The organism is Streptomyces fuscigenes (assembly GCF_021556455.1).
GTDB lineage: Bacteria > Actinomycetota > Actinomycetes > Streptomycetales > Streptomycetaceae > Streptomyces > Streptomyces fuscigenes.
In genome coordinates, this window is sequence record NZ_JAKGCV010000020.1 from 1 (window position 1) to 22,161 (window position 22,161).

Consider the following 22,161-nt stretch of genomic DNA (forward strand, 5'->3'; position numbering starts at 1 on the left):
TGGTGTCGTCCGCGGCGCGCAGCCGCTCGGCGAGCAGCGCCTCGATCGGCTCGGGGACGCCCGCGCCGTCCGCTTCAGGCCCGGTCACGTCGGCCCCCGTCCCGCGCGTCCGGACCGGCGAGTTCGGCGCGCAGCGCGCCGAGCGCGCGGGAGCGGTGCCGGGCCGCGGTGCCCCGGTGCACGCGCATGATCCGCGCCGCCTGGTCGAGGGTGTAGCCGTCGAGGTCCACGAGGATCACGACGGCCGCCTGCCGTGCGGAGAGCCGCCCGAGGAGGCGCACCGCCTCCAACTCGCCCTGCCGGCGCTCCAGTCCGCCGTCCCATCCCGCGCTCGCCGCGCCGCCGGCGCCGCCCGCGCCCTCGAAGGGCTCGGACACGTCGGTCAGCACGTGCCGCCTCTCCTTCCTGCGCGCGTCGTGCACGGCACTGGCCATCGCCCTGAACGCGTAGGCGTACGGCTCCGGGTGGCCGAGCAGCCGCTCCGGCCGCGCGGCCAGTTTGAGGTACGCCTCGTGCACCGCGTCCTCCGCGGCCTGCCGCGTGCCCGCGAGCATGACGGCCCGGCGGTACAGCCGGGGCAGCAGACCGCAGAAGAGGGTGTCGAACGGGCTGTCGTCCGTCGCGGAGGGGGCCATCACCGACATGATCCCCCGCCGGGAGCAGGCGCGTCGGCCGCCGGGCGGTGCCTCCACAAGACCTACCCGACCGGATCCGCGTACGCCCATCCGGTCAGCCGCTCCACCTCGATGACGATCACCGGGCCGTCCGGCCTGCGCTCCCTGTACTGGGGGTACTTGGCGGCGAGCAGGTCCAGCGCGCGGGTCCGCTCGCCGGCGTCCCCGGCCGCGGAGGGGGAGGCTCCCGCACCGGGTCCCGCGACTCCCGCACCCGGTCCCGCCGCTCCCGCACCGGGTCCGGCGGTTGGGGCGCCGGGGCCGGCGGCCGGGCCGCCCGCCGGAGCGGCCAGCACGCGCGCGGTGCCGTCCGCCCGCACCCACCACAGCCGCTCCCAGTCGTCGCTGTACTCGTCGGCCAGGACGCACACCCGCGGCCGTTCCTCGATGTTGCGCAGCCGGCGCAGGTTCCGGTGGCGCTTGGGCTTGTGGTCGACGGCGATGGCGATCCGGGTGCCGCCGCCCGGCGCCGCGTAGCAGGCGAAGGTGGCGGGGACCTGGTGGGGCGCCCCGCCCGGGCCGACCGTGGCGAGCCGCAGCACGCGGGCCGCGCCGAGCCGCCGCCCGGCCTCCTCCTCGGTGAGTCGCATGGCCCATTCCTACCGCCTCGGCACCGGATGTCCGGGGACGGCCGGGGCGGGCCCCGGGAAATGTCAGGGTCGCGCGAGGCGCTCGGGGGGCCGCCGCGGGGCAGGAGGCACAGTGCCCGTACCGTACGGGCGAACTGGAGGAGGGCGTGGGAATGACCGAGCTTCGGCTGGGGCCCGTACTGCGGCACGTCGCGTGGGACGGTTCGGGAACGGCGACGGTGTGGGTGGAGGCCGGCGCGGCGGCCACGGCCGAAGTCCGGTGTGCCGACGGCGCGTCGGGGTCCGCGCCGACGTTCGAGGTGGCGGGCCACCATTACGCGCTCGTCCAGGTCGACGGGTTGACCCCGGGCACGTCGACGCCGTACGAGGTGCGGCTCGACGGGGAGCGGGTGTGGCCGCGCGAGGACGGCGGCTTCCCGCCGAGCACGATACGGACCCCCGCCCACGGCGGCGGATCCGCGCAGGGTGCGGGAAGCACTGAGGGTGCCGGGGGCGGTTCGCGGGCCCGGGTCGCGTTCGGCTCCTGCCGGTGGGCGAGGCCCGCCCGCGACGGGCACGACCCGATCGGGCCCGACGCCCTGGACACGCTCGCCCTGCGTCTCGCCCGCGCCGACGAGTCGGAGCGGCCGGACGTGCTGCTGCTCGTGGGCGACCAGGTGTACGCGGACGAGACGTCGCCCGGTACCCAGGAGTGGCTGGCCGCCCGCCGCGACCTGTCGAAGCCGCCGGGCACCCAGGTGGCCGACTACGAGGAGTACAGCCACCTCTACGACGAGTCCTGGGGCGACCCGGAGGTGCGCTGGCTGCTGTCGACGGTGCCCAGTTGCATGGTCTTCGACGACCACGACGTCATAGACGACTGGAACACCAGCGCGGCCTGGCTCGCCGAGATGCGCCGCACCGACTGGTGGGACGAGCGCGTGGTGAGCGGCCTCATGTCGTACTGGGTGTACCAGCACCTGGGCAACCTCGCCCCGGCCGACCTGGAGCGCGACGAGCTGTACGCGGCGGTGCGGGCGAGCGGCGACGCGACGACGCTGGTGCGGGACTTCGCACGGCGCGCGGACCGGGACCCGGAGAGCACGCGCTGGAGCTACCGGCGCGACTTCGGCCGGACGCGGCTGCTGGTGATCGACTCGCGGGGCAGCCGCGTCCTGGCCGAGGACCGGCGCGCCATGATCGACGAGCAGGAGGCCCGGTGGGTGCGCGAGCAGGCGCTCGACGCGCCGGGCACGTGCGACCACCTGCTGCTCGGCACGTCGCTGCCGTGGCTGATGCCGCCGATGATCCACGACCTGGAGAGCTGGGACTCGGTGCTGTGCGACGGCGGCCGCGGCGAGCGCTGGAAGCGGCTCGGCGAGAAGCTGCGGCGGGCCGCGGACCTGGAGCACTGGCCTGCCTTCCCCCGGTCGTTCGACGAACTCACGGCGCTGATAGCGGAGGTCGGCAGCGGCGAGAGCGCGCCCGCGACGGTGTGCGTGCTGTCGGGGGACGTGCACCACGCGTACGTGGCGGAGGCGGCCTGGCCCGCGGACCGGGCCGGCGCCGCCGTCACCTCCCGGGTCGCGCAGCTGACCTGCTCCCCCGTGCACAACTCCGTGCCCGGCTACATGAAGATCACCTTCCGGCTGGGCTGGAACGGCATCGGCAAGGTCGTGGGCCGGGCGCTGCGCCTGCACGGCCGCCTGCGCCGGCCGCCGGTGGCGTGGGAGCGGACGGGCGGCCCCTGGTTCGGCAACCAGCTGATGACGCTGACCCTGGACGGCCGCCGGGCGGATCTGCGCCTGGACCAGAGCCGGGCGGACGCCGACGGGACGGCGCGCCTGGTGACGGTGGACGAGCGCACGCTCACGCACGACGCGTGACGGTGGCGAGCGGCCGGCGGCGGGCGCACGCCGCCGGTTCGCTCCCCGCCGCCGCCCACGCTCCGCGTCCGGTCGCGCACGGCGGGCGACGCGGGCGTTTTCGCAGGTCCACGGGCGGGCGGTGAACGGCCGGTGAACATCTCGAAGTGGACAACATCACGCACGGCGCGCGATCTCTCCACAGCAAGCGGGCGTACGCTGTTTGGCTGGTGGGCCGCACTTCCCGCGCCCCCGCGAAGCAGCCGCGGCGCCCGTTCGGGGCACTCGCCGCGGCCACCTCGGACACCGTTCCGGGGACGAGACGATCGGGGAACCGAGCACCGTGCTGGAGAGCCTGGGACCGCTGGCGAGCAGCCCGTGGATCTACGCCGTCGTGGCGCTCTCCGTCCTGCTCGACGTGTTCCTGCCGGTCCTGCCGAGCGGCGTGATCGTCGTGACGGCCGCCACCGCGACGGCGACCGCGGCGACCTCCACGACGGTGGCGCACGCCGCGGACCGGATGTCGAGCACGGCCCGCCTGCCGCACGAGATCCCCTCCCTGCTGCTGCTCGGCCTGTGCGCCACCAGCGCGTCCGTACTGGGCGACCTGGTGGCCTTCCGCCTCGCGCGCAGCGGCAGCGCGCGGCTCACCAGCGCCCTCACCCGCTCCCGCCGGCTCACCAAGGCCCATGAGAGCCTGGGCCGGGCGCTCACGGCGGGCGGCGGTGCCCTCGTCGTGATCGCGCGCTTCGCGCCCGCGGGCCGCTCGGTGATGTCCTTCGGCGCGGGTGCCTCGCAGCGCCGGACGAAGGAGTTCCTGCCCTGGTCGGCCCTCGCGGGCGCGGCCTGGACGCTCTACAGCGTCGGCCTCGGCTACTTCGGCGGGCAGTGGCTCGGCGCGAGCTGGTTCGGCACGGTGCTTTCGGTGCTCGCGCTGTTCGGTGCCGGCGCGGTCGCCGCGTACGTCGTACGGCGCCCGAACGCGCGCGCGGGCGCGGTGTCCCCGGCCGGGCGGGGCGGCCGTGACGACTCGGCCGTGGCGGTTGCGATGCCCGTGACCGTGCCCGTGCCCGTGCACGGCACCCCGGCGGAGGCCGCGGCCACCCGCGCCGCCGCCTAGCCTCCGACCGCTTTCCCGTGTCGGGCCCGGCTCCGGCCGGTCCGCCGCCGGCGACTCGTTCCCCCGCCCACGGATCCGCCGCCTTCAAGTGCGCGGGCGCGCGCACTCCCGTACGCGGTACGTCCCCGCGCCGGCCGTGCGAGCCGCGTCAGCCGGCCGCGGCGGCCGGGCGCGCGGCGGCGCCCCTGACCTCCAGTTCCGCGAGGAGCCGCGCGGTGGACGCGGCGATCTCCTCGACCGCGCGGTCGAAGACCTCGCGGTTGTGCGCGGCCGGGGCGCGGAAGCCGGAGACCTTGCGGACGTACTGGAGCGCGGCGGCCCGGATCTCCTCCTCGGTGGCCTCTTCGGGGAGCTGGGGCGGGCGGAGGGTCTTGATGCTGCGGCACATGCGTCCAGTGTGCCGCGCGGGGGCCCGCCGGGTCAGCGCTGCGAGCCCGCCGGTTCCCGCGGAGCGCGGGTGCTGTCCCGTACGACGAGGCGCGTGCCGAGCTCGATGCGGGTCTCGGGCCCCGCCCGGCCGGCGCCGTCGCCGGGGGCCCGTTCGTCGGTGCGGCCCCGGTCGCCGCGCAGCCGCAGCAGCATCTGCGCCGCCTCCTCGGCCATGCGCACCAGCGGCTGGTTGACGGTGGTGAGCGCGGGGCTCGACCACTGGGCGAGCGGTATGTCGTCGTAGCCGACGACGGAGAGGTCCCGCGGGACCTGGAGGCCGAGCACCCGGGCGGCCTCCAGCACGCCGAGCGCCTGGAGGTCGCTGCCGGCGAAGATCGCGGTGGGCCGGTCGGGGCCGCTCAGCAGGTCGAGCGCGTGCTCACGTCCGGAGGCGACGTGGAAGTCCCCGTAGCGGACATGGGCCGGGTCGGGCGTGAGGCCGGCCATGCCGAGCGCGGAGCGGAAGCCGTCGAGCCGTGCGAGGGAGCAGAGCATGTCCTCGGGGCCCGTGATCACCGCGATCCTTCGGTGGCCGAGGTCGGTGAGGTGGCGGGTCGCGGCCAGGCCCCCGGCCCAGTTGGCCGAGCCGACCGAGGGGACGTCCGGCTCGGGGTCGCCCGCCGGGTCGACGATGACGAACGGGATGGCGCGCGACCAGAGCTTCTTCTTGAGCTCGTCGGGCAGCGTCGAGAACACCAGGACCACCCCGAGCGGGCGCCGGCGCAGCACGCCCTCGACCCAGTCGGCGCCGGGCGAGTGGCGGGTGCCTGTCTCGGTGAGCACCACGCTCATGCCGTTGCGCTGGGCGATGTTCTGCACGCCCCTGATCAGCTGCATGGACCAGATGCTGTCGAGTTCGTGGAAGACGATCTCCAGCAGCGGGGCCTCGGGGGGCGTGGCGGCGGAGCGCCGGTAGCCGTGCTCGTCGAGCAGCTCCTCGACCTTGATGCGCGTGGGGGCCGACACGTCGGGCCTTCCGTTGAGCACCTTCGAAACTGTCGAGAGCGACACCCCGGCCTGCGTCGCCACCTGGGCCAGCGTGATCCGGCCCCCGCTCCTGTCATCTGCCATGGCTGAAGGATAGAGCACGCCCCTTCCGTAACAGTTTGATTGCGCACAGCCCCTGCCGGGCTCCGGGCTGTTGACGGCCGAACACCGCAACTCTACGGTCCCGACCCATAGAGCTTTCGGCAAACTTGCCGACACTTTCGAAGGGGACGCGCGATGCGGATATCGATGCGGATGTCGCAGGAAGCGATGCCGGGAACGGTGCGGGGGCGGACGCGGACATCTGCGGGCCGGGCGGGGGCCCACCGGATCCGGCTCGCGCGCACCCTCGCCTGCGGCGGTGCGGCGCTGCTGCTGGGCACGTCGCTGACCGCGTGCGGCGGCGGCTCCGGCTCGGACGGCAAGCAGGAGTTCCACGTCCTCGTCTACGGCGACGCGGGCAACAAGGTCGAGAAGAGTATCGTCGCCGAGTTCAACAAGACCTCGAAGGTGAAGGCCGTCCTCGACACCATCCCGGGCGCCGACTACCAGCAGAAGCTCCAGACGATCATCAACACCCCGCAGGCGCCGGACGTCTTCTTCAACTGGGGCGGGGGCTCGATCCAGCCGTTCGTCAAGGCCGGGCTGCTGATGCCGCTCGACGACGTCTTCAAGGACGACCCGAAGATCGGCGACAAGTTCCTGCCGTCCGTCTACAACACGGCGAAGATCGACGGGAAGGCGTACGGGATCCCGATGCGCGGGACCCAGCCCGTCCTGCTGTTCAGCAACAAGAAGGTCCTCGCGGACGCCGGCACCGCCGCCCCGAAGACCTGGGACGACCTGCTGGCCTCGGTGAAGAAGCTGAAGGCGAAGGGCGTCACGCCGATCGCGCTCGGCGGCGGCGACAAGTGGACCACCATGATGTGGTTCGAGTACCTCTACGACCGGATCGCCGGCCCCGGCCTGTTCGAGAAGGCCGTCGGCAGCGACAAGAGCGCCTGGGCGAGCCCGGACAGCAAGGCCGCGCTGGCGAAGATGAAGCAGCTGGTGGACGCGGGCGCGTTCGGCACGAACTTCGACTCGGTGAAGTTCACCGACGGCGGCTCGCCCCAGCTGCTCGCCTCCGGCAAGGCGGGCTTCGAGCTCATGGGCTCCTGGGAGTACTCGACCCAGAAGGAAGCCAGTCCCGACTTCACCGCCAAGGACCTCGGCTACAGCACCTTCCCGAGCGTGCCTGGCGGCAAGGGCGACGCGGCCGACCTCGTCGGCAACACGAACAACTTCTACTCCGTCATGAAGAAGACGAAGCAGCCCGCGGCCGTCGCGAAGTTCCTGAAGCTCATGTACTCGGACTCCTTCGTGAAGGCGCAGCTGGCCATCGGCAACCTGCCCACCACCACGAACACCGCCGACTTCGTCGCCACCAGCTCCGACCCGGCGTACGCGAAGTACCAGCTCGACCTGGTCTCCAAGGCCCCGTCGTTCCAGATCTCGTGGGACCAGGCGTACCCGCCCTCGGCGATGACCCCGATCTACCAGGCCATCCAGGAGTTCACCGACGGCAAGACCGACGCCGACGGCTTCATCAAGGCCATGCAGGCCCTGGACGCGAGCTGACGGCGGGAACGGAAGAGAGATGACGTCCGCGACCTCCCCCGCCGGTCCCCCGGCGGCGGGTCACTCCCCCGCGGCCGCGCCCCAGGTGCCCCCGCCCCGCGCGGCGCGCGCCCGCGGGGGGCGGGCCGCGCGGGGCACCGCCCGGCCCGGCATCGTCTGGGCGCTGCCCGCCGTGGTGTTCTTCGGCCTGTTCGCGCTGGTTCCGCTCGTGCTGGTGGCGGTGCTGTCGTTCACCAGCTGGTCGGGGCTCGGCTCGCCGGCCTTCGCCGGGCTCGCCAACTGGACCAAGCTGTTCGACGATCCGGTGCTGATCCAGAGCCTGTGGCTGAGCGTCCTGCTGACCGGCCTCGGGGTGGTCGTGCAGACTCCCCTGTCGATCCTGATCGGCGTGTGGTCCGCCGGGCACCAGCGCGGACGTGCCGTGCTCGCCGCGATCTTCTTCGTGCCCCTGCTGCTGTCGGTGACGGCCGTCTCGGTGCTGTGGCGGGCCCTGCTGGACCCGAACTTCGGGGTGCCGGCGCAGGCCCGCTGGCTGTTCGGCGACGGCAACCTGCTGGGCTCGCGCACCGGCGCGATCGCGGTGCTGGTCCTCGTCAGCGCCTGGCAGTACACGCCGCTGCACTCGCTCATCTACCAGGGCGCGACCCGCGCGATCCCGCAGGTGCTCTACCAGGCCGCGGCCGTCGACGGGGCGGGCCGCGTGCGGCAGTTCTTCCACGTCACGCTGCCGCAGCTGCGCAACGCGGTCGTCACGTCGGTGATCCTCATGGTCGTCGGCGGCCTGACGACGTTCGACTCGGTGCTGATCCTCACGCAGGGCGGCCCCGGCACCGACACCACCATCACGGCGTTCTACATGTACGACAGGGCGTTCAAGCGCTTCGACTACGGCACCGGCGCGGCGGTCGCGCTGCTGCTCGTGGTGGTCGCGACGGCCATCTCCCTGATCGTGGTGCGGCTTTCCGGCTACGACCGGATGCGCGGCACGCAGGAAGGGGTCTCATGAGCGTCCCGGCCCGTACCTCCCCGGCGGGCGGCGCCCGGCCGGCGGCCGCACGGCGGACCGCCCGGCGGAGCACGTCGGCCGGCAGCGCCGTCGGCGCCCGGCCCAACTACCTCGCCGGCGTTGGCGCGTTCCTGTGGCTGTGCGTGGTGGGCCTGCCGGTGTACGTGATGCTCGGCGCGACCGTGCGCACCCGTCCCGACTACACCGCGGGCGGGCCGCTCTCGCTCCCCGGCACCTTCTCGCTGCACAACTTCGTCCGCGACTTCCAGGGCGGCTTCGGCCGCTACTTCCTCAACACGGTCGTCGTCACGGCGAGCGTCGTCGCGCTGGTGCTGGTCCTCGTGCCGCCGCTCGCGTTCGCCATCGTGCGGGGCCGGGGCCGCCCGACGTCGGCGGTCTTCCGGATGTTCCTGCTGGGCCTCGCGGTGCCGGCGCAGGCCGTGATCGTGCCGATGTTCTACCTGATCAGCAAGGCCGGCCTCTACGACAACCTGATCGGTGTGATCCTGCCGACCGCCGCGTTCTGCCTGCCGGTGTGCACACTGATCCTCACCGGCACCATGCGCGACATCGGCGGCGAGCTGTTCGAGGCGATGGCCATCGACGGCGCCGACACGAAGCGGGTGTTCCTCCAGCTCGTCGTCCCGCTCTCCCGGGGCGGCCTGTCCACGATCGTGGTCTTCTCCGCCCTCCAGGCATGGAACGGCTTCCTCTTCCCGCTCGTGCTGACCCAGTCGGAGAGCACCAAGGTGCTCACGCTCGGCCTGTACAACTTCCAGACCCAGTACGGGGTGGACATCCCCGCGCTGCTCGCCGCGGTGGTGCTGTCCACCCTGCCCGTCCTGCTCGTCTACCTGTTCGCCCGCAGAGCGCTCGTCCAGGGCCTCATGGGGGTCGGAGGAAAGTGAACGGCAACATGACCCCGGAGGATTCCGCGGACGGCACCGCCCCGGACGCCACCGCCCGCGCCGGGCGCCGCGCCGCGCGGGTGGCGGAACTCGTCTCCGCGATGACCCTGGAGGAGAAGCTCGCCCAGCTCTACGGGCTGTGGGCGGGCGCCTCGCAGGACGGCGCCGAAGTCGCCCCGCACCAGCACGAGATGGAGCAGCCGCCCCGGCTGGAGGAGCTGCTGCCGAACGGACTGGGCCAGTTGACCCGGCCGTTCGGCACCGCGCCGGTCGACCCGGCCCTCGGCGCCCTGTCGCTGATGCGGACGCAGGCGCTGATCGCGGGCAAGAACCGCTTCGGCGTGCCCGCCCTCGCCCACGACGAGTGCCTGGCCGGGTTCGCCGCGTGGCGCGCCACCGCCTATCCCGTGCCCCTGTCGTGGGGCGCGTCCTTCGACCCGGACCTCGTCGGGGAGATGGCGGCGGCGATCGGCCGCGACATGCGCTCCGTCGGCGTCCACCAGGGCCTCGCGCCGGTGCTGGACGTCGTGCGGGACGCCCGCTGGGGCCGCGTCGAGGAGACCGCCGGCGAGGATCCGTACCTGGTCGGCGTCGTCGCGACGGCGTACGTGCGGGGGCTGGAGTCCGCCGGTGTGATCGCCACGCTGAAGCACTTCGCCGGCTACTCCGCCTCCCGCGCGGGCCGCAACCTCGCGCCGGTCAGCATGGGCACGCGGGAACGGGCCGACGTGGTGCTGCCGCCGTTCGAGATGGCGGTGCGCGAGGGCCGCCCCCGTTCCGTCATGCACGCCTACACGGACACCGACGGCATCCCGTCGGCCGCCGACGGGGCGCTGCTGACCGGCCTGCTGCGCGAGACGTGGGGCTTCACCGGCACCGTCGTCGCGGACTACTTCGGGGTGGAGTTCCTGCGCACCCTGCACGCGGTGGCCGCGGACGACGGCGACGCGGCCGCGACGGCGCTGGCCGCCGGCGTGGACGTGGAACTGCCCACGGTCAAGACGTTCGGCGCGCCCCTGCGGGAGGCGATCGCCGCAGGGCGGCTGCCGCTGGAGACGGTGGACCGCGCACTGACCCGCGTCCTCGCGCAGAAGGCGGAACTCGGCCTGCTGGACGAGGACTGGACGCCCGTCCCGCCGGCGCTCGCGGGCGCCGACACCGAGGGCGACGCGGTGGAACGGCTGCGCGGCAGCGTCGACCTCGACCGGCCGGCCAACCGCGACCTCGCGCGCCGGCTCGCCGAGGAGGCCGTCGTCGTGCTGGCGAACGACGGGACGCTGCCCCTGTCCGGCCGCCCGGTGCGGCGGATCGCGCTGGTGGGCCCCCAGGCCCGCAGCGCCACGGCGGTCCTCGGCTGCTACTCGTTCCCCGTGCACATCGGCGCCCAGCATCCGGACCTGGCGCCCGGTATCGGCCTGCCCACGCTGGAGGAGGCGCTGGCCGCCGAGTTCCCGGACAGCGAGATCGTCGTGGCCGAGGGCTGCGGCATCGACACCCTGGACACGACCGGGATCGGCGCGGCCGTCGCCGCCGCGCGGGAGGCGGACGTGGTGGTCGCGGCCCTCGGCGACCGGGCGGGCCTGTTCGGCCGGGGCACCAGCGGCGAGGGCTGCGACGCCCCGGACCTGGCGCTGCCCGGGGCCCAGCAGGATCTGCTGGACGCCCTGCTGGACTCGGGCACGCCCGTCGTCGCCGTGCTGCTCGCCGGCCGGCCGTACGCGCTGGGCCGCGCGGTCGGGGAGGCCGCGGCGGTCGTCCAGACGTTCTTCCCCGGCCAGGAGGGCACCCGCGCGATCGCAGGGGTGCTCTCGGGCCGCGTCGAGCCGTCCGGCCGCCTGCCCGTGAGCGTGCCGCGTCTGCCGGGCGCCCAGCCCTCCAGCTACCTCGCCGCCCACCTGGCGGGTCCCAGCAGCGTCTCCAGCATCGACCCCACCCCCGCGTACGCCTTCGGCCACGGCCTCACGTACACGTCCTTCGCCTGGTCGGACCTCGACGTCACCGTGCCGCGCACCACCACCGGCGGCGAACTGGCCCTGTCGTTCGCCGTCCGCAACACCGGCACCCGGCCGGGCACGGAGGTGGCACAGCTCTACCTGCACGATCCGGTGGCCTCGGTCGTGCGGCCCGTCCAGCGCCTCGTCGGCTGGGCCCGGTTCACCCTCGGACCGGGCCAGGAGGCCAGGATCGGCATGACCGTGCCGGCGGACCTCGCCTCGTTCACGGGCGCCGACGGCCGGCGCGTCGTGGAGCCGGGAGCCCTGGAACTGCGCCTCGCGACCTCGGCCGCGGCCGACGCGATCCGGCTCCGCGCCACCACCGAACTGACCGGCCCCGTCCGGGAGGTGGACCACACCCGGGCGCTGCACGCGAACGTCACGGTGGAGGTGTCGGGCTGAGACGCGGGGCCCCGTGAGGCGCGTGAGGCGCCTCACGGGGCGGCCCGCCGGGCCGGGCGCCCGTCCTGCCGGGCGGGCGTCCGGAGCCCGGCGACGCTGCCCCATTCCCCGCACCCGCGCGGGGGACATGCGGGGGGCGCGTCGGCCACCGTCCCCGGCCGGGCCCCCGGACCGCCCTACGATGCCCGGCATGATCCGCGCAGTAGTTCTCGACATCGGCGAGACCCTCGTCCGCGACGACCGGTACTGGGGCGCCTGGGCCGACTGGCTGCAGGTCCCGCGCCACACGGTCTCCGCGCTCGTCGGCGCCGTCGTCGCCGAGGGGCGGGACAACGCCGACGCGCTGCGCCTCGTCAGCCCCGGCATCGACGTCGCGTCCTCGTACGCGGCCCGGGAGGCGGCCGGCCGGGGCGAGTTCCTCGACGAGAGCGACCTGTACCCCGACGTGCGTCCCGCGCTCGGCGAGTTGCGGAGCCGAGGCCTGCGGGTCGTCGTCGCCGGGAACCAGACCGCGCGCGCCGGCGAGCTGCTGCGCCGCCTGGACCTGCCGGCCGACGAGATCGCCACCTCCGGGCAGTGGGGGCACGCCAAGCCGGATCGTGAGTTCTTCCGGCTCGCGCGGGAGGCCGCTGGGGCCGACCCCGAGGAGACCGTCTACGTCGGCGACCATCCCGCCCACGACATCCACGCCGCGCACGCGGCCGGCCTGCGCACCGCGCACCTGCGGCGCGGCCCCTGGGGCTACTTCTGGGCCGACGACCCGGCCGTGGTGAAGACCGCGGACTGGTGCGTGGACAGCCTGACCGAGCTGGTCGCCGCCGTCACCGAGGACTGACCCGGCGGGCGCGGGGTGCGCCGAGGCCGTGAGCGGGGCCCTCGGGTGGAACCGGCCCGGTCCGCCCGGGGGCTCGGGGCGGCGGCGGGGCCCCGGCCGGGTGCGGGCGGCGTCCGCGAGCGGACCTGCCGTGCCGCGCGGACAGGTGTTCATGACACCGTGAGGTACATGAGCACTGCACACACCTTCGCGGGCCGACCACCGCGCCACCGATCCATCGCGCCGCGCCCGATACCGGGAACGGCGACCCGGTGACGTCGACCGACAAGCCGGACCGGCACAAGGGCGACTCCCGGGGCCTCTTCGGCGGCCTGCGCCGGGTCGCTCTGGACACGCGGCCGCTGGCCATCCCGATCTACCGCAGGGTCCTCGTGGGCCAGGGCGCCTCGTTCATCGGGACGATGGTGACCGGCGTCACGATCCCCGTCCAGATCTACGCCCTGTCGCACTCGTCGTTCTACGTGGGGCTCGCGGGACTCGCCGGGTTCGTGCCGATCGTGGTCTTCGGCCTCTACGGCGGCGCCATCGCGGACGCGGTCGACCGCCGCCTCCTGTACCTGTGGTCCTCCCTCGTCACCTGGGCCGTGACGATCGCGCTCCTCGCCCAGACGCTGCTGGACGTGCGGTCGGTGCCGCTGATCCTCGCCCTGGTCGCCGTCCAGGGCGCCGGCTTCGCCACGGCCTCCTCGACCCGCGGCGCGATCATCCCGCGCATCGTGCCGCGTGAACTCGTACCGGCGGCGAACACCCTGAACTTCACCGTCGGCAACGTCGGCCAGGTCCTGGGCCCGCTCGTGGCGGGCGTCCTCGTCGACCTGCCGCACGGCTTCGCCTTCTCCTACGGCGCCGACGCCCTGCTGTTCACCGTCTCCCTCTACTCGACCTTCCGGCTCCCGCCCATCAGGCCCGTGGCGGCCTCCACGCGGCGCGGCGTGCTCGCGGTCTTCGACGGGCTGCGCTTCATCAGCGGCAACCCCGTCCTGCTCATGTCGTTCGGCGTCGACATCGCCGCCATGGTGCTCGCGATGCCCCGGGCCCTGTTCCCCGAGGCCGCCGCCGACCGCTTCCACGGCGGGGTGGGCCTGCTGTACGCGTCGATCGCCATCGGGTCCGTGGTGGGGGGCCTGTGCAGCGGCTGGATCGGCCGCGTGCGGCGGCAGGGCATCGCGCTCACTGTCGCGGTGGCGGGCTGGGCGAGCGCGATCACCCTCGCGGGCTTCGCGCACACGCTGTGGCTCGCCGTTCTCCTCCTCGCGGTGGCCGGGTCCGCCGACCTGGTCAGCTCGGTGTACCGGCAGACCATCCTGCAGACGTACGCGCCCGACGAGATGCGCGGCCGCATGCAGGGCGTGTTCACGGTCGTGGTCGCGGGCGGGCCGCGGCTCGGGGACCTGCGCGCCGGCGCCATGGCCGCCACGACCACGCTCGGCATCGCCTGGTCGGGCAGCGCGGCGCTGTGCATCGTCCTGGTCGTCGTGGGCGGCCTGGCCGTCGGCCCGTTCCGCCGCTACGACACCCGTGCCGCGGTCCCCGCCGAGGACGGGAGCACCCAGGACGGCACGGAGCGTACGGAGGCCGCCGGCGCCGAGGGCGCCGCGTAGGACCGCCGGCCGGGTCCCCGGGGGCGCTCGGGCCGCTCCCGGGCCCGGGCGGGCCCGGGGGCGCGGGGCGGACCCTGACCCGGGGTCGGGGTCGGGGCGGCCCGGATTCCGATCCCGGCGTCGGTGTCCGTATCGGTGCCTCGGCGTCGGTGCGGTCGCCCACGTCGGGCCCAGGAGGCCGACAGGCGAAGCACGGTCCGCAACCGCACACTGAAGGCGGGGGCCGATCGTGGGAGGTGCAGATGACGGGCATCACCGTTGACCCGGCCCGTGACGTCGACGGGCGCACGGGCGGAGCCCGGTCGTGACCGCGGGCGGCGCCGACGACGGCGCGGCGCGGCGCAGGGACCTGGTGGGGCAGACCGTCGTCGTGATCGGGGCCAGTGCGGGCATCGGCTACGAGACCGCCCGCCGGGTCCGCGAGAACGGCGGCGACGTGATCATCGTCGGCCGCAACGCCGAACGCCTGCGGAAGGCCGCGCAAACGCTCGGTCCCGTGGCCACGGCCGCGTTCGACGCCACGGACGAGGACAGCGTACGCACGTTCTTCGAGGACCTTCCGGGGCCGATCGACCACGTGATGGTGACGGCCGGCAGCCCCGCCTACACGCCGATCGACAGCATGGAACTCGCTGCCGCGCACCGCGAGTTCGCCGACCGCCTGACCACGACGCTCGGTGTGGCCCTGCACGCGAGGAAGAAGATCCGGGACCGGGGCACGCTCCTGTTCATCGGCGGCACCGGCGGCCGGCGGCCCGGCCCCGGGCTGTCGCTCGTGACGTCGCTGACGGCGGCCCTGCCCGCGCTCACCGCCAACCTGGCGCTCGAACTGGCGCCGATCCGCGTCAACCTGATCGCCCCGGGCTTCGTCGACACTCCCCTGTCGGCCTCCCTGCTGGGCGACCGGATCGAGGAGCGCCGCGAGGAGCTGCGCGGCTCGCTGCCCGTCCGCAGGATCGTCGGACCGGCCGACGTGGCGGCGCTCGCGGTGCACCTCATGTGCAACGAGGTCCTGACGGGCGCGACGTACGACATCGACGGCGGCCAGCAGCTGATCGCCCGCTGAGCCGGGCAGGGGCTCCTCCGGCCGGTCGCCCACGTCAGGGGGCGGCTCGCCCACGGCCGCGGGGTGCTCGGCTGCGTGGACGGCGCGAGGCCGACCCGGTACGTGCCCGGCGCGCGGGCCTCCGGTGCTCCCCTGGTCGGCCGGCGCGTGACCCGCCGTCCAGTCCCCCGCACCGGGGGCGCCCGGCCGGCTGCCGGCGCCCCCACGCCCGTCCCGGCGGTGGCGGCTTGGCAAACGCGCGGCCCCGGGAGGACAGTGCGGCAATGACCCATACGACGGATCAGCCGCCGACCCCATCGCCGGGGAACCCGCACACCGCCCCCACCGCGCAGCTCCCCCCGGACGAGGCCGCCCGCCCGCAACACGCCGTCCGCCGCTGCGCCCGCATCGACCGGGCCGTCGGCGTCCTGATGGCCATCGGCCGGCTCGGCTCCGGGGAGGCCCGGCACGTCCTGCACGAGACCGCTGCGCACACGGGAATCCCGCTGCGCGACCTCTCGGATCTGGTTCTCGACGGGGCTCGCGCGGGCCGCGTCGACGAACGCGTCGCCCATGTCCTGCGTGAGCAGCTGGACATGGCGCCCCGCCTGGTCGCGCACCGCGCCGCGCGGGTCGGGAACGCCATGTCGTAACAGCACCGCATCAGGGCCGTCGGGTTGGGAAAGCAGCCGGGCCACCATCGCTCCTTTCGCGCGCACCGCACCGCACCGCACCGCACCGCAGCAACCCTGCGGCCCACCACGGGAGTTCCCCCACCGATCGCCGTGGCGCCGCGGACGTCACGGGGAACACGCCGTATTCCGCCCCCTCGCACAAGCTGACACTCCCCCGACGGGCAGTCGCTCCAGCTGATCGCCCACGGGTTCCACCGAAACATTTGCCATGAGTAACCTGTTGCGACCTTGATCGTTGATCACGCAACAGGGCGTCACCGTCCCCGGCGACCGTGGGCCTCCCCCCGAGTTCACGGTCACCGGCCCTCCCGACGGCGGCGCCCTGCCGGCCTCCTCTGCTCTGGCCGAAGGGGCGGGCCCGTGGCACCGACGGCGGGGCCACGGGCTCCCCGAACACGTCGAAGGCCGCGACACGGAGCACCGCGTGCGCATGCGGGCCGCGAGGCCCGGGATGCGGAGACCTGAGCCCGTGCGGCACGAAGACCGCCCCTACCGCCCCGACGCACGCGATGCTGCGATGCTGCGATGAACGGTCAGGCGGCCTGGGCGACCTCGCCGCGCACGGCGGCGGCCCACTCCACCAAAAGCCGCTGGTACGCGGCGCGCTCGGCCGCCGTCAGCTGACCGCGGCCCCACAGGGCGCGGATCTCGGCGTTCACGACGGCGGCGGGCCGCGGCGAAGGCGAAGGGGTGGTGGACATGCGCACAGCTTATCGGGCAGGTCCGACAAGATCACCCGGTTTTGGTGTGCTCCCGGACGAACGGGTTCCAGATTCCCGGGAACATCGCGACACCGGAACGCCGTGGGCCCCGCCGTCCCGGGCGGACCGCTGGAGGCGGCGGGCCCCGGCCACCGCCGCGCTTGCCGCGCGGGGCGCGGACGACGAGTCGCATGCCGTGCCCCGCACGCGGCGTCCGTCCGGCGCCACCCGGCAGCCGCCCGCTCCCGAACACCCGCTCAGCCGAGGGCCATTCGCCTCTTCCTCAGTCCGGCGACGAGTGTCCACACCGCGTACACGAGACAGAACAGGGCGGCCCCCGCGCTCAGCACGGCGGTCGCGATCGGCCCGCTGCCCCCCACCTGACTTTCGATGACGGCCTCGTGCGGATGGTCCGGGTGGTAGCGGACGGTCATCGCGGTACCTTCCTGACTCCCCTTCGCATTTGTGCCCGCGGGCAGATCCGCCGCCACGGCCCGCCCCGACACCTTGAACTCGACCTGGCACCGTCCCACGACGCACGAGCCGCTCTTGTAGAGCACCGCGTCCGCCCGCACGCCGTCGCGGAAGGACCGCAGGTGGTGCGCCTCCGGGATCGCGACCAGCACGGCCAGTGCCGCCCACGCCACCGCGAAGATCGCCATCCCCAGGATCCTTACGACCGGCATCCTGGGCCCGGCAGTCGAGCCGCCCCGTCCTACCCCCGGCACGGCCGACTCCTCTCCCCCACGCCCGCTCAAGCGTCCCCGCCCCGTCCTGCCTGCTTCCGCATGCGCTCGGATCCGTCCTCTTCCCCATACGGCACCACGGGTCCCCGGCCCCACCGGCCACCGCACCCCAGGCACCGGACCGGAGCCCCTCTCCCCCGTCCCCGCCCCTCAACTCCCCTTGCGAAGCCCCTTGATCGTGCGCCTGCCGCCCCGGCCGCCAAAGGCACCTTCCCGTCAAGAATGCGTAAGGATCGCAGCGACGCCGCCCGGTCGGGAGGGGCCGGCCCGTAGCCGTGCGCGGGGCGGCCCGGACCGTCCGGAGGCGTCCGGAGGCCGGCGGATACGCCGAGAACCAGCAGGAATGCACGGGCGCCCCGTCCGCTAGTCTGCTCGGCCTCACGTCTGGGGGGGATTGTGCGAACGACGACAACGGCTGTTGCCGCATGGACATGCCTGCTGGCCGCCGCGGCCACGGGGGGATGCGCGAAGGGAACCACGGGGCCGGGGGCCGGCGCCCCGGCGATCTCCGCGCAGCGGATGCTCGACGACGCGAACAAGGCGATGCGCGGTCTCGACTCCGTGACCATCGACGGCGTGAGCACCGCGACGACCGGCGGCGGTGGCTCCACCAGCCGCCTGACGACCGACCTCAAGTCCAGGTGCACGTTCCGGACGACATCCGCCAACGGCGCGGGCCTGGAGCAGATCCGGATCGGCAAGACCGACTACGTGCGCCCGAACCGCACGTATCTCAAGCTGGCGGGCCACGAGATGACACGCAAGGGCGAGCAGAAGTACTGGGCCAAGAAGCCCGCGGACGCGGCGCGGCCGGACGACGGGCTGTCCGCATGCACCGGGCCCTTCGCATCGTTCGGGATCGCGAAAAAGGGCGGGCGGATCCACGTCGGCGGCCTCCCGGCCATGTCGCTGATCGTCACCGACAAGGCCACGAAGGGCGATACGTACACCTTCTACGTCGCGACCCGGGGCAAGCCCTACATCCTCAAGACCGTCTACCGGAGCGCCGACTTCCGCACCGTCACGTCGTTCAGCGCCTTCAACAAGCCCTTGGACTTGCACGCCCCGGCCAAGGCCGACATCGCCGACACGAGCCTCTTCGAGTAGTGGCACCGGAAGCGGATGCCGAAGGCCCGCCGAGTCGGGGTGCCGCTCGACAGGAGGAACGCTCGACACGAACTACCCGGCTACGGGTCCTGGGGGGCGGCCGCCAGGCTTGCTGGGCCCGAGGGTGCGCGCCGGCGCCGGTTCCAGCGGGACACCCCTCGTGCAACAGTCGGTCTGCTCGTCCGAGCGGAGGGGTGTTGAGAATGCATCGGCGGCCGCCTGGATCCCTGCGACGTACTCGTGCCACCAGATCTCGTCTCCCATCGCGTGATGATCCGCCTTTTTTGCTGCCCCTGCACGCCGATAGCCTCGACGCATGACTGACTTCGTGCAGGTGTCCACGGCCACTGAGACCCGGGAGCAGGCCATCGAGCTGGCGCGATCCGTCGTGCAGAACAGGCTTGCCGCCGGCGCCCAGATCATCGGTCCGGTCACGTCCGTGTTCTGGCACCTCGGGGAATTCGGCACCGGAGAAGAGTGGCAACTCCTCCTGAAGACCCGCACCGACCGGTACGCCGCCCTGGAGGCACACCTCCTCAAGCACCACCCTTGGGACAACCCGGAAGTCTCCGCCGTTCCGATTGTGGCGGGCGCGGAACGGTGCCTGCACTGGGTAGCGGAGAACACGGAGCCCGAGTCAGGTAGCTGACCGCTCCATGAGCTCCGCCACGGCGGGCACCGCGTGGTGCCCGCCCAGGCGGCCCAGTACGGACGCCAGCCGCCGGTGCGGCCGCACAGATGCGACCCCGTCCGACAGGTCCAGGGCGCGCCCCACGACGGCAGCCGACTGCTCAACCTCACCGGCGATCAGATACGCGTCAGCGAGCCAGGACAAGTACAACGCCTTGTCCCGCGCGTGGCTGTCGTCGTACTGCGCCAGGGCCCCCTCCAGCGCGGGAACTGCGCGCAACGGACGGCGCAGTTCAGTCCAGCACCGGCCGGACATGATCTGTAGCTCCGTGGAGTCCACCCATGCCACCCAGTCCGGCTGCGGCTGCCCGTCCGCCTCGCTCAGCGCGACGCCCGCGTCGGCCAGGGCCTGCTCCGTCTCGCTGGCGAGGCCCGCCACGGCGCAGGCCCAGGCCCTCCGTTCGTACAGCAGGGCTCGGACACCGGCAGGAGCGCCAGGGCTGATGGTCTCGCATGAGCGCGTCGCTATCTCGACTCCACTGCGGCGGTCGCCGGCGACGGTCTGGTACGCGAGGAAAGCGAGAGCGTTGCCCGCGAGATCAGCGTCTCCCGCCTCGGTCGCCGCCTGGTAGCTGTCGCGGTACAGCCCCGCCGCGTCAGCCTCCCTCCCACCGTCGAAGGCCGCCCATCCGGCCTGTTGCGCCTGCTCGGACAGGACGGAGAGAAGGCCCCGCTTCGTGGCCTCCGAGTAGGTGGCCTCACGGAGCGCTGCTTTCGTGGACTGGTACTCGCCCAGGTAGACGCGGTAGGTGTCGCCGCCGCCGAGGACGTTGTCCAGGCGCCGCAGCCGCGCAGCGCGCGCCCGCAGCCGCTGGGGGATGTCGGCGCCCAGCCGCCCGGTCAGCTCCGGGCGGACGAGGGCGGGGAGGCTGACGGCGAGGCCTGCTCCGGTGGTCGCTCGAAGGAAGGTTCTGCGCTGCACGTCGTTCCCGATCTCCGTGGTGATGTGCGCAGGAACCGACGGGACCGGCGCTGTCTCCCAGGGGCGGACGGCCAGACCTAAAAGCGCTCCGGGGATGCGGAGCGCGTCAGCGATTCTCACGATCTTGTCGAACGTGGTCACGCTGCCTCGCCCGCGGGCGAGCGTGCCCACACGTTCCGGCTTGATGTCGCACTCGGCCGCGATCTTCGAGTAGCTGATGCCCGCGTGTCGGCGTGCGAGTCGGAACACGGTCCCGAAGTCATGCGCCGCGATCGCCGCGCGCATGTCGGGGCGACCGAGTAGCTCCCTGGGGAGCACGGTTGGCGGTTCGTATCCGGTCATGATTGCCCCGTCGTGCCTGCTCGGCTGAGTGTGCCTCATCGCCCGGCGCTGAGCGTACCCATCGTGGGTATACCCGCGCCCGGGAAGTGGCCGGACTTCACCTGTCAGAAAGTGGGCTGCACGACGAACCCCCGCAACCGGTCGCACGGTTCGGGGGTGTGGCCCACGCTGACAAGGAGCGCCGACGTGACGAAGGCAGCCGCATCGCCCCCGAGTACGCCACCGGCTCACGACGGCGATGATCTGACGGGCTTGCTGCGCACTTCCCCTCTCCACCTCACCGACGAGCAGCGCCGAGGCGCTGCGTGCACGCGCTGCGGCCTGCCCGTGTCGACTGCCACGGCCGTCGACCTCGGCACGCGGCCCGACGCGGACGGCGTAGCGATGTTCCCGCGCGCCCACCCCGAGTGCCGCAGCGGTGCGTCATGACCTGGTGCCCGAAGGGCGGCCACGACTTCCCCGTCGAGACCCAGGAAGGCGCCTATTGCGAAGCGCACGGCATCCGACTGGTCTGGCACGCGCCCCACGACCCCGAGCGGCCGCCACACCCGCTGCTTGCGGACCCGGTTGCGACAGAGCCCGCGCCCGAGCACACCTCCTGAGCCCCCGGCCGGCGTTGCACCTCCCGAGCCCGGCGGCCGGAAAACCACCCCGCCCCGGGCCCTCCCAGGCAGTCGGGGCGGGTCAACTCATCACCGAGAGAAGGAGATCACCATGTGGCACACGGTGAGCGAATGCGACCACGACTGGGTCGACTGGTCCGGCAAGACCCGCTGCCGCAAGTGCGGCCAGACACAGGGCTGACCCGCCATCATCGGAGAGGCGCCGGCATCCGGCGCCCCTCCCCGCACGAGGAGACATCGTGATCGAACAGCACTTGCCCTGGGGCGACCTACCCGCCCCGCTCCGGGCGGCTATCCAGCAGCACACAGGCGTCGCGACGTCCGCCGAGTCCATCGAACAGGGGCTGAACTGCTCGGCCGCTGTTCGTCTGTGGACGGCCCGCAGCTCGTTCTTCGTCAAGGTCGTGCGGGGTGAGGACACCGAGGGCCTGGCCGGACTCGCGCAGGAGCAGCTCGTCGCACCGCTGGTCGGCGCCGTCAGCCCGGCCCTGCGCCTGGCCGTGCGCGAGGCCGGCTGGCGCGCGCTCGTCTTCGACCTGGCGCCTGGCCGGACCGCGGACCTCTCCGCCGGCTCGCCGGACGTCGAAGCCGTCGCCGCGCTGGTGCAGCGCCTCGCCGATCTCCCGAGTCCGCCCGCCGGGCTCCCGCAGTTCGCCGACCGGTACGCCACTCACCTGCTGCCTGGAAACACCGAGTTGCGGCGCGGCGAACACCTGCTTCACACGGACACGAATCCGCACAACCTCCTTGTCGACGGCACCATCGCACGGCTCGTCGACTGGGCCATGCCCGCCGTAGGCCCGGCATGGATCGACGCCGCGCTCACCGCGGTCCGGCTGATGGAGGACGGACAGCAGCCCGCGGCCGCACTGACCTGGCTCGACCGGATCCCGTCGTGGCGCCGCGCACGGCCCGGCGCGGTAGCGGCGTTCGTCGACGTGATCTGCCGGGACTGGGCAGCCCGAATCGGCGAGCGGGCGGCCGAGCCGAGCAACGCCAGATACCGAGCACTCCTCGGCCGCTCCCTCGCGCGGGTCAGCGGCTGACACACGCCCCACCACGCCCCACCCTGGGGCATCGGCTGTCAGCTCGACGTGGAGTCCAGCCGACGTACACAAGCGTTCGAAGGCATTACCGTCCGCACCTGCCATCACGGTGTCCCCGAGCGACGAGCGCGGACACGCCGCGGCAAGCCCAAACGGATGCTCCTGTGCCAGGCTGCCCCTGCCGGGTCCTCACCACCAGCCCCGCGGCCTCTCTGCGTAGCACGGCGCGCCCGC

At 73.6% G+C, this 22,161-nt stretch carries 20 protein-coding genes; 13 read left to right on the plus strand and 7 right to left on the minus strand.

The genetic code is table 11. The features are described from left to right. Positions 1–74: 74 nt before the first annotated feature. Entirely contained in the window at positions 75–635 is a 561-nt protein-coding gene (locus tag L1885_RS04295; protein WP_235795613.1) for an RNA polymerase sigma factor, read from the minus strand. A gap of 62 nt (positions 636–697) precedes the next feature. Next, complete coding sequence (locus tag L1885_RS04300) at positions 698–1,264, minus strand: TIGR03668 family PPOX class F420-dependent oxidoreductase (protein WP_235795614.1); 567 nt, start codon at positions 1,262–1,264, stop codon at positions 698–700. A gap of 152 nt (positions 1,265–1,416) precedes the next feature. Between L1885_RS04300 and L1885_RS04305 the strand changes: the two genes are divergently transcribed. Both L1885_RS04305 and L1885_RS04310 read left to right on the plus strand, forming a co-directional pair. Then, positions 1,417–3,129 carry an alkaline phosphatase D family protein gene (locus L1885_RS04305; RefSeq protein ID WP_235795615.1) on the plus strand — a complete coding sequence of 571 codons (1,713 nt, stop codon included), beginning with the start codon at positions 1,417–1,419 and terminating at the stop codon, positions 3,127–3,129. 322 nt (positions 3,130–3,451) lie between these two features. After that, positions 3,452–4,228: a DedA family protein gene (locus tag L1885_RS04310; RefSeq protein ID WP_235795616.1), complete on the plus strand. Its 777-nt coding sequence runs from the start codon at positions 3,452–3,454 to the stop codon at positions 4,226–4,228. A 148-nt stretch (positions 4,229–4,376) separates the two neighbouring features. Here the strand turns inward: L1885_RS04310 and L1885_RS04315 are convergent, their stop codons facing one another. Together L1885_RS04315 and L1885_RS04320 are read right to left on the minus strand one after the other, a co-directional pair. Beyond that, the gene (locus L1885_RS04315; protein ID WP_235795617.1) at positions 4,377–4,616 is read right to left on the minus strand and encodes a DUF2277 domain-containing protein; all 240 of its coding nucleotides are present in this window, start codon (positions 4,614–4,616) and stop codon (positions 4,377–4,379) included. A gap of 32 nt (positions 4,617–4,648) precedes the next feature. After that, positions 4,649–5,728 (minus strand): LacI family DNA-binding transcriptional regulator, encoded by a 1,080-nt coding sequence (locus L1885_RS04320; RefSeq protein ID WP_235795618.1) that lies wholly within the window; start codon positions 5,726–5,728, stop codon positions 4,649–4,651. A 186-nt stretch (positions 5,729–5,914) separates the two neighbouring features. Here L1885_RS04320 and L1885_RS04325 point away from each other — a divergent pair, with 186 nt between their 5' ends. The 8 genes from L1885_RS04325 (at position 5,915) to L1885_RS04360 (ending at position 15,708) form a co-directional block, all read left to right on the plus strand. Continuing rightward, the gene (locus tag L1885_RS04325; RefSeq protein WP_235795640.1) at positions 5,915–7,264 is read left to right on the plus strand and encodes an ABC transporter substrate-binding protein; all 1,350 of its coding nucleotides are present in this window, start codon (positions 5,915–5,917) and stop codon (positions 7,262–7,264) included. Between the two features lie 19 nt (positions 7,265–7,283). Then, positions 7,284–8,270: a carbohydrate ABC transporter permease gene (locus L1885_RS04330; RefSeq protein ID WP_235795619.1), complete on the plus strand. Its 987-nt coding sequence runs from the start codon at positions 7,284–7,286 to the stop codon at positions 8,268–8,270. Continuing rightward, on the plus strand, positions 8,267–9,178 hold the full coding sequence (locus L1885_RS04335) for a carbohydrate ABC transporter permease (protein WP_235795620.1): 912 nt from the start codon (positions 8,267–8,269) through the stop codon (positions 9,176–9,178). The genes L1885_RS04330 and L1885_RS04335 overlap by 4 nt, the downstream gene beginning before the upstream one ends. A gap of 8 nt (positions 9,179–9,186) precedes the next feature. Continuing rightward, a complete protein-coding gene (locus L1885_RS04340; protein ID WP_372481856.1) occupies positions 9,187–11,574 on the plus strand; it encodes a beta-xylosidase/alpha-l-arabinosidase in 2,388 nt (795 codons plus the stop codon). Positions 11,575–11,764: 190 nt separating this feature from the next. Then, the gene (locus L1885_RS04345; protein WP_235795621.1) at positions 11,765–12,409 is read left to right on the plus strand and encodes an HAD family hydrolase; all 645 of its coding nucleotides are present in this window, start codon (positions 11,765–11,767) and stop codon (positions 12,407–12,409) included. 251 nt (positions 12,410–12,660) lie between these two features. Further along, positions 12,661–14,010: an MFS transporter gene (locus L1885_RS04350; protein ID WP_235795622.1), complete on the plus strand. Its 1,350-nt coding sequence runs from the start codon at positions 12,661–12,663 to the stop codon at positions 14,008–14,010. A gap of 304 nt (positions 14,011–14,314) precedes the next feature. Continuing rightward, positions 14,315–15,076, plus strand: a complete 762-nt coding sequence (locus L1885_RS04355; RefSeq protein ID WP_235795623.1) for an SDR family oxidoreductase — start codon at positions 14,315–14,317, stop codon at positions 15,074–15,076. Positions 15,077–15,339: 263 nt separating this feature from the next. Further along, on the plus strand, positions 15,340–15,708 hold the full coding sequence (locus L1885_RS04360; protein WP_235795624.1) for an ANTAR domain-containing protein: 369 nt from the start codon (positions 15,340–15,342) through the stop codon (positions 15,706–15,708). A 575-nt stretch (positions 15,709–16,283) separates the two neighbouring features. Here L1885_RS04360 and L1885_RS04365 read toward each other — a convergent pair. Then, positions 16,284–16,451 (minus strand): hypothetical protein, encoded by a 168-nt coding sequence (locus tag L1885_RS04365; RefSeq protein ID WP_235795625.1) that lies wholly within the window; start codon positions 16,449–16,451, stop codon positions 16,284–16,286. A 257-nt stretch (positions 16,452–16,708) separates the two neighbouring features. Beyond that, a complete protein-coding gene (locus L1885_RS04370; RefSeq protein ID WP_235795626.1) occupies positions 16,709–17,113 on the minus strand; it encodes a DUF3592 domain-containing protein in 405 nt (134 codons plus the stop codon). A gap of 603 nt (positions 17,114–17,716) precedes the next feature. Here L1885_RS04370 and L1885_RS04375 point away from each other — a divergent pair. Next, positions 17,717–18,304 (plus strand): hypothetical protein, encoded by a 588-nt coding sequence (locus L1885_RS04375; RefSeq protein ID WP_235795627.1) that lies wholly within the window; start codon positions 17,717–17,719, stop codon positions 18,302–18,304. Positions 18,305–18,620: 316 nt separating this feature from the next. Beyond that, positions 18,621–18,953 (plus strand): divalent-cation tolerance protein CutA, encoded by a 333-nt coding sequence (gene cutA / locus L1885_RS04380; protein ID WP_235795628.1) that lies wholly within the window; start codon positions 18,621–18,623, stop codon positions 18,951–18,953. On the opposite strand, the gene L1885_RS04385 is transcribed toward cutA, so the two are convergent. Beyond that, positions 18,942–20,165: a helix-turn-helix domain-containing protein gene (locus tag L1885_RS04385; RefSeq protein WP_235795629.1), complete on the minus strand. Its 1,224-nt coding sequence runs from the start codon at positions 20,163–20,165 to the stop codon at positions 18,942–18,944. The genes cutA and L1885_RS04385 overlap by 12 nt on opposite strands. Before the next feature lie 955 nt (positions 20,166–21,120). On the opposite strand from L1885_RS04385, the gene L1885_RS04390 reads away from it, so the two are divergent. Continuing rightward, positions 21,121–21,927 (plus strand): phosphotransferase, encoded by an 807-nt coding sequence (locus tag L1885_RS04390; protein WP_235795630.1) that lies wholly within the window; start codon positions 21,121–21,123, stop codon positions 21,925–21,927. Positions 21,928–22,161: the final 234 nt, after the last annotated feature.

Excerpts from the sequence above, each read along its gene's own strand:
- L1885_RS04295 (WP_235795613.1), bottom strand. The coding sequence starts at position 635 with ATGGCCCCCTCCGCGACGGACGACAGCCCGTTCGACACCCTCTTCTGC.
- L1885_RS04300 (WP_235795614.1), bottom strand. The coding sequence starts at position 1,264 with ATGCGACTCACCGAGGAGGAGGCCGGGCGGCGGCTCGGCGCGGCCCGC.
- L1885_RS04305 (WP_235795615.1), top strand. The coding sequence starts at position 1,417 with ATGACCGAGCTTCGGCTGGGGCCCGTACTGCGGCACGTCGCGTGGGAC.
- L1885_RS04315 (WP_235795617.1), bottom strand. The coding sequence starts at position 4,616 with ATGTGCCGCAGCATCAAGACCCTCCGCCCGCCCCAGCTCCCCGAAGAG.
- L1885_RS04320 (WP_235795618.1), bottom strand. The coding sequence starts at position 5,728 with ATGGCAGATGACAGGAGCGGGGGCCGGATCACGCTGGCCCAGGTGGCG.
- L1885_RS04325 (WP_235795640.1), top strand. The coding sequence starts at position 5,915 with ATGCCGGGAACGGTGCGGGGGCGGACGCGGACATCTGCGGGCCGGGCG.
- L1885_RS04330 (WP_235795619.1), top strand. The coding sequence starts at position 7,284 with ATGACGTCCGCGACCTCCCCCGCCGGTCCCCCGGCGGCGGGTCACTCC.
- L1885_RS04335 (WP_235795620.1), top strand. The coding sequence starts at position 8,267 with ATGAGCGTCCCGGCCCGTACCTCCCCGGCGGGCGGCGCCCGGCCGGCG.
- L1885_RS04340 (WP_372481856.1), top strand. The coding sequence starts at position 9,187 with ATGACCCCGGAGGATTCCGCGGACGGCACCGCCCCGGACGCCACCGCC.
- L1885_RS04345 (WP_235795621.1), top strand. The coding sequence starts at position 11,765 with ATGATCCGCGCAGTAGTTCTCGACATCGGCGAGACCCTCGTCCGCGAC.
- L1885_RS04360 (WP_235795624.1), top strand. The coding sequence starts at position 15,340 with ATGACCCATACGACGGATCAGCCGCCGACCCCATCGCCGGGGAACCCG.
- L1885_RS04365 (WP_235795625.1), bottom strand. The coding sequence starts at position 16,451 with ATGTCCACCACCCCTTCGCCTTCGCCGCGGCCCGCCGCCGTCGTGAAC.
- L1885_RS04370 (WP_235795626.1), bottom strand. The coding sequence starts at position 17,113 with ATGGCGATCTTCGCGGTGGCGTGGGCGGCACTGGCCGTGCTGGTCGCG.
- L1885_RS04375 (WP_235795627.1), top strand. The coding sequence starts at position 17,717 with ATGCTCGACGACGCGAACAAGGCGATGCGCGGTCTCGACTCCGTGACC.
- cutA (WP_235795628.1), top strand. The coding sequence starts at position 18,621 with ATGACTGACTTCGTGCAGGTGTCCACGGCCACTGAGACCCGGGAGCAG.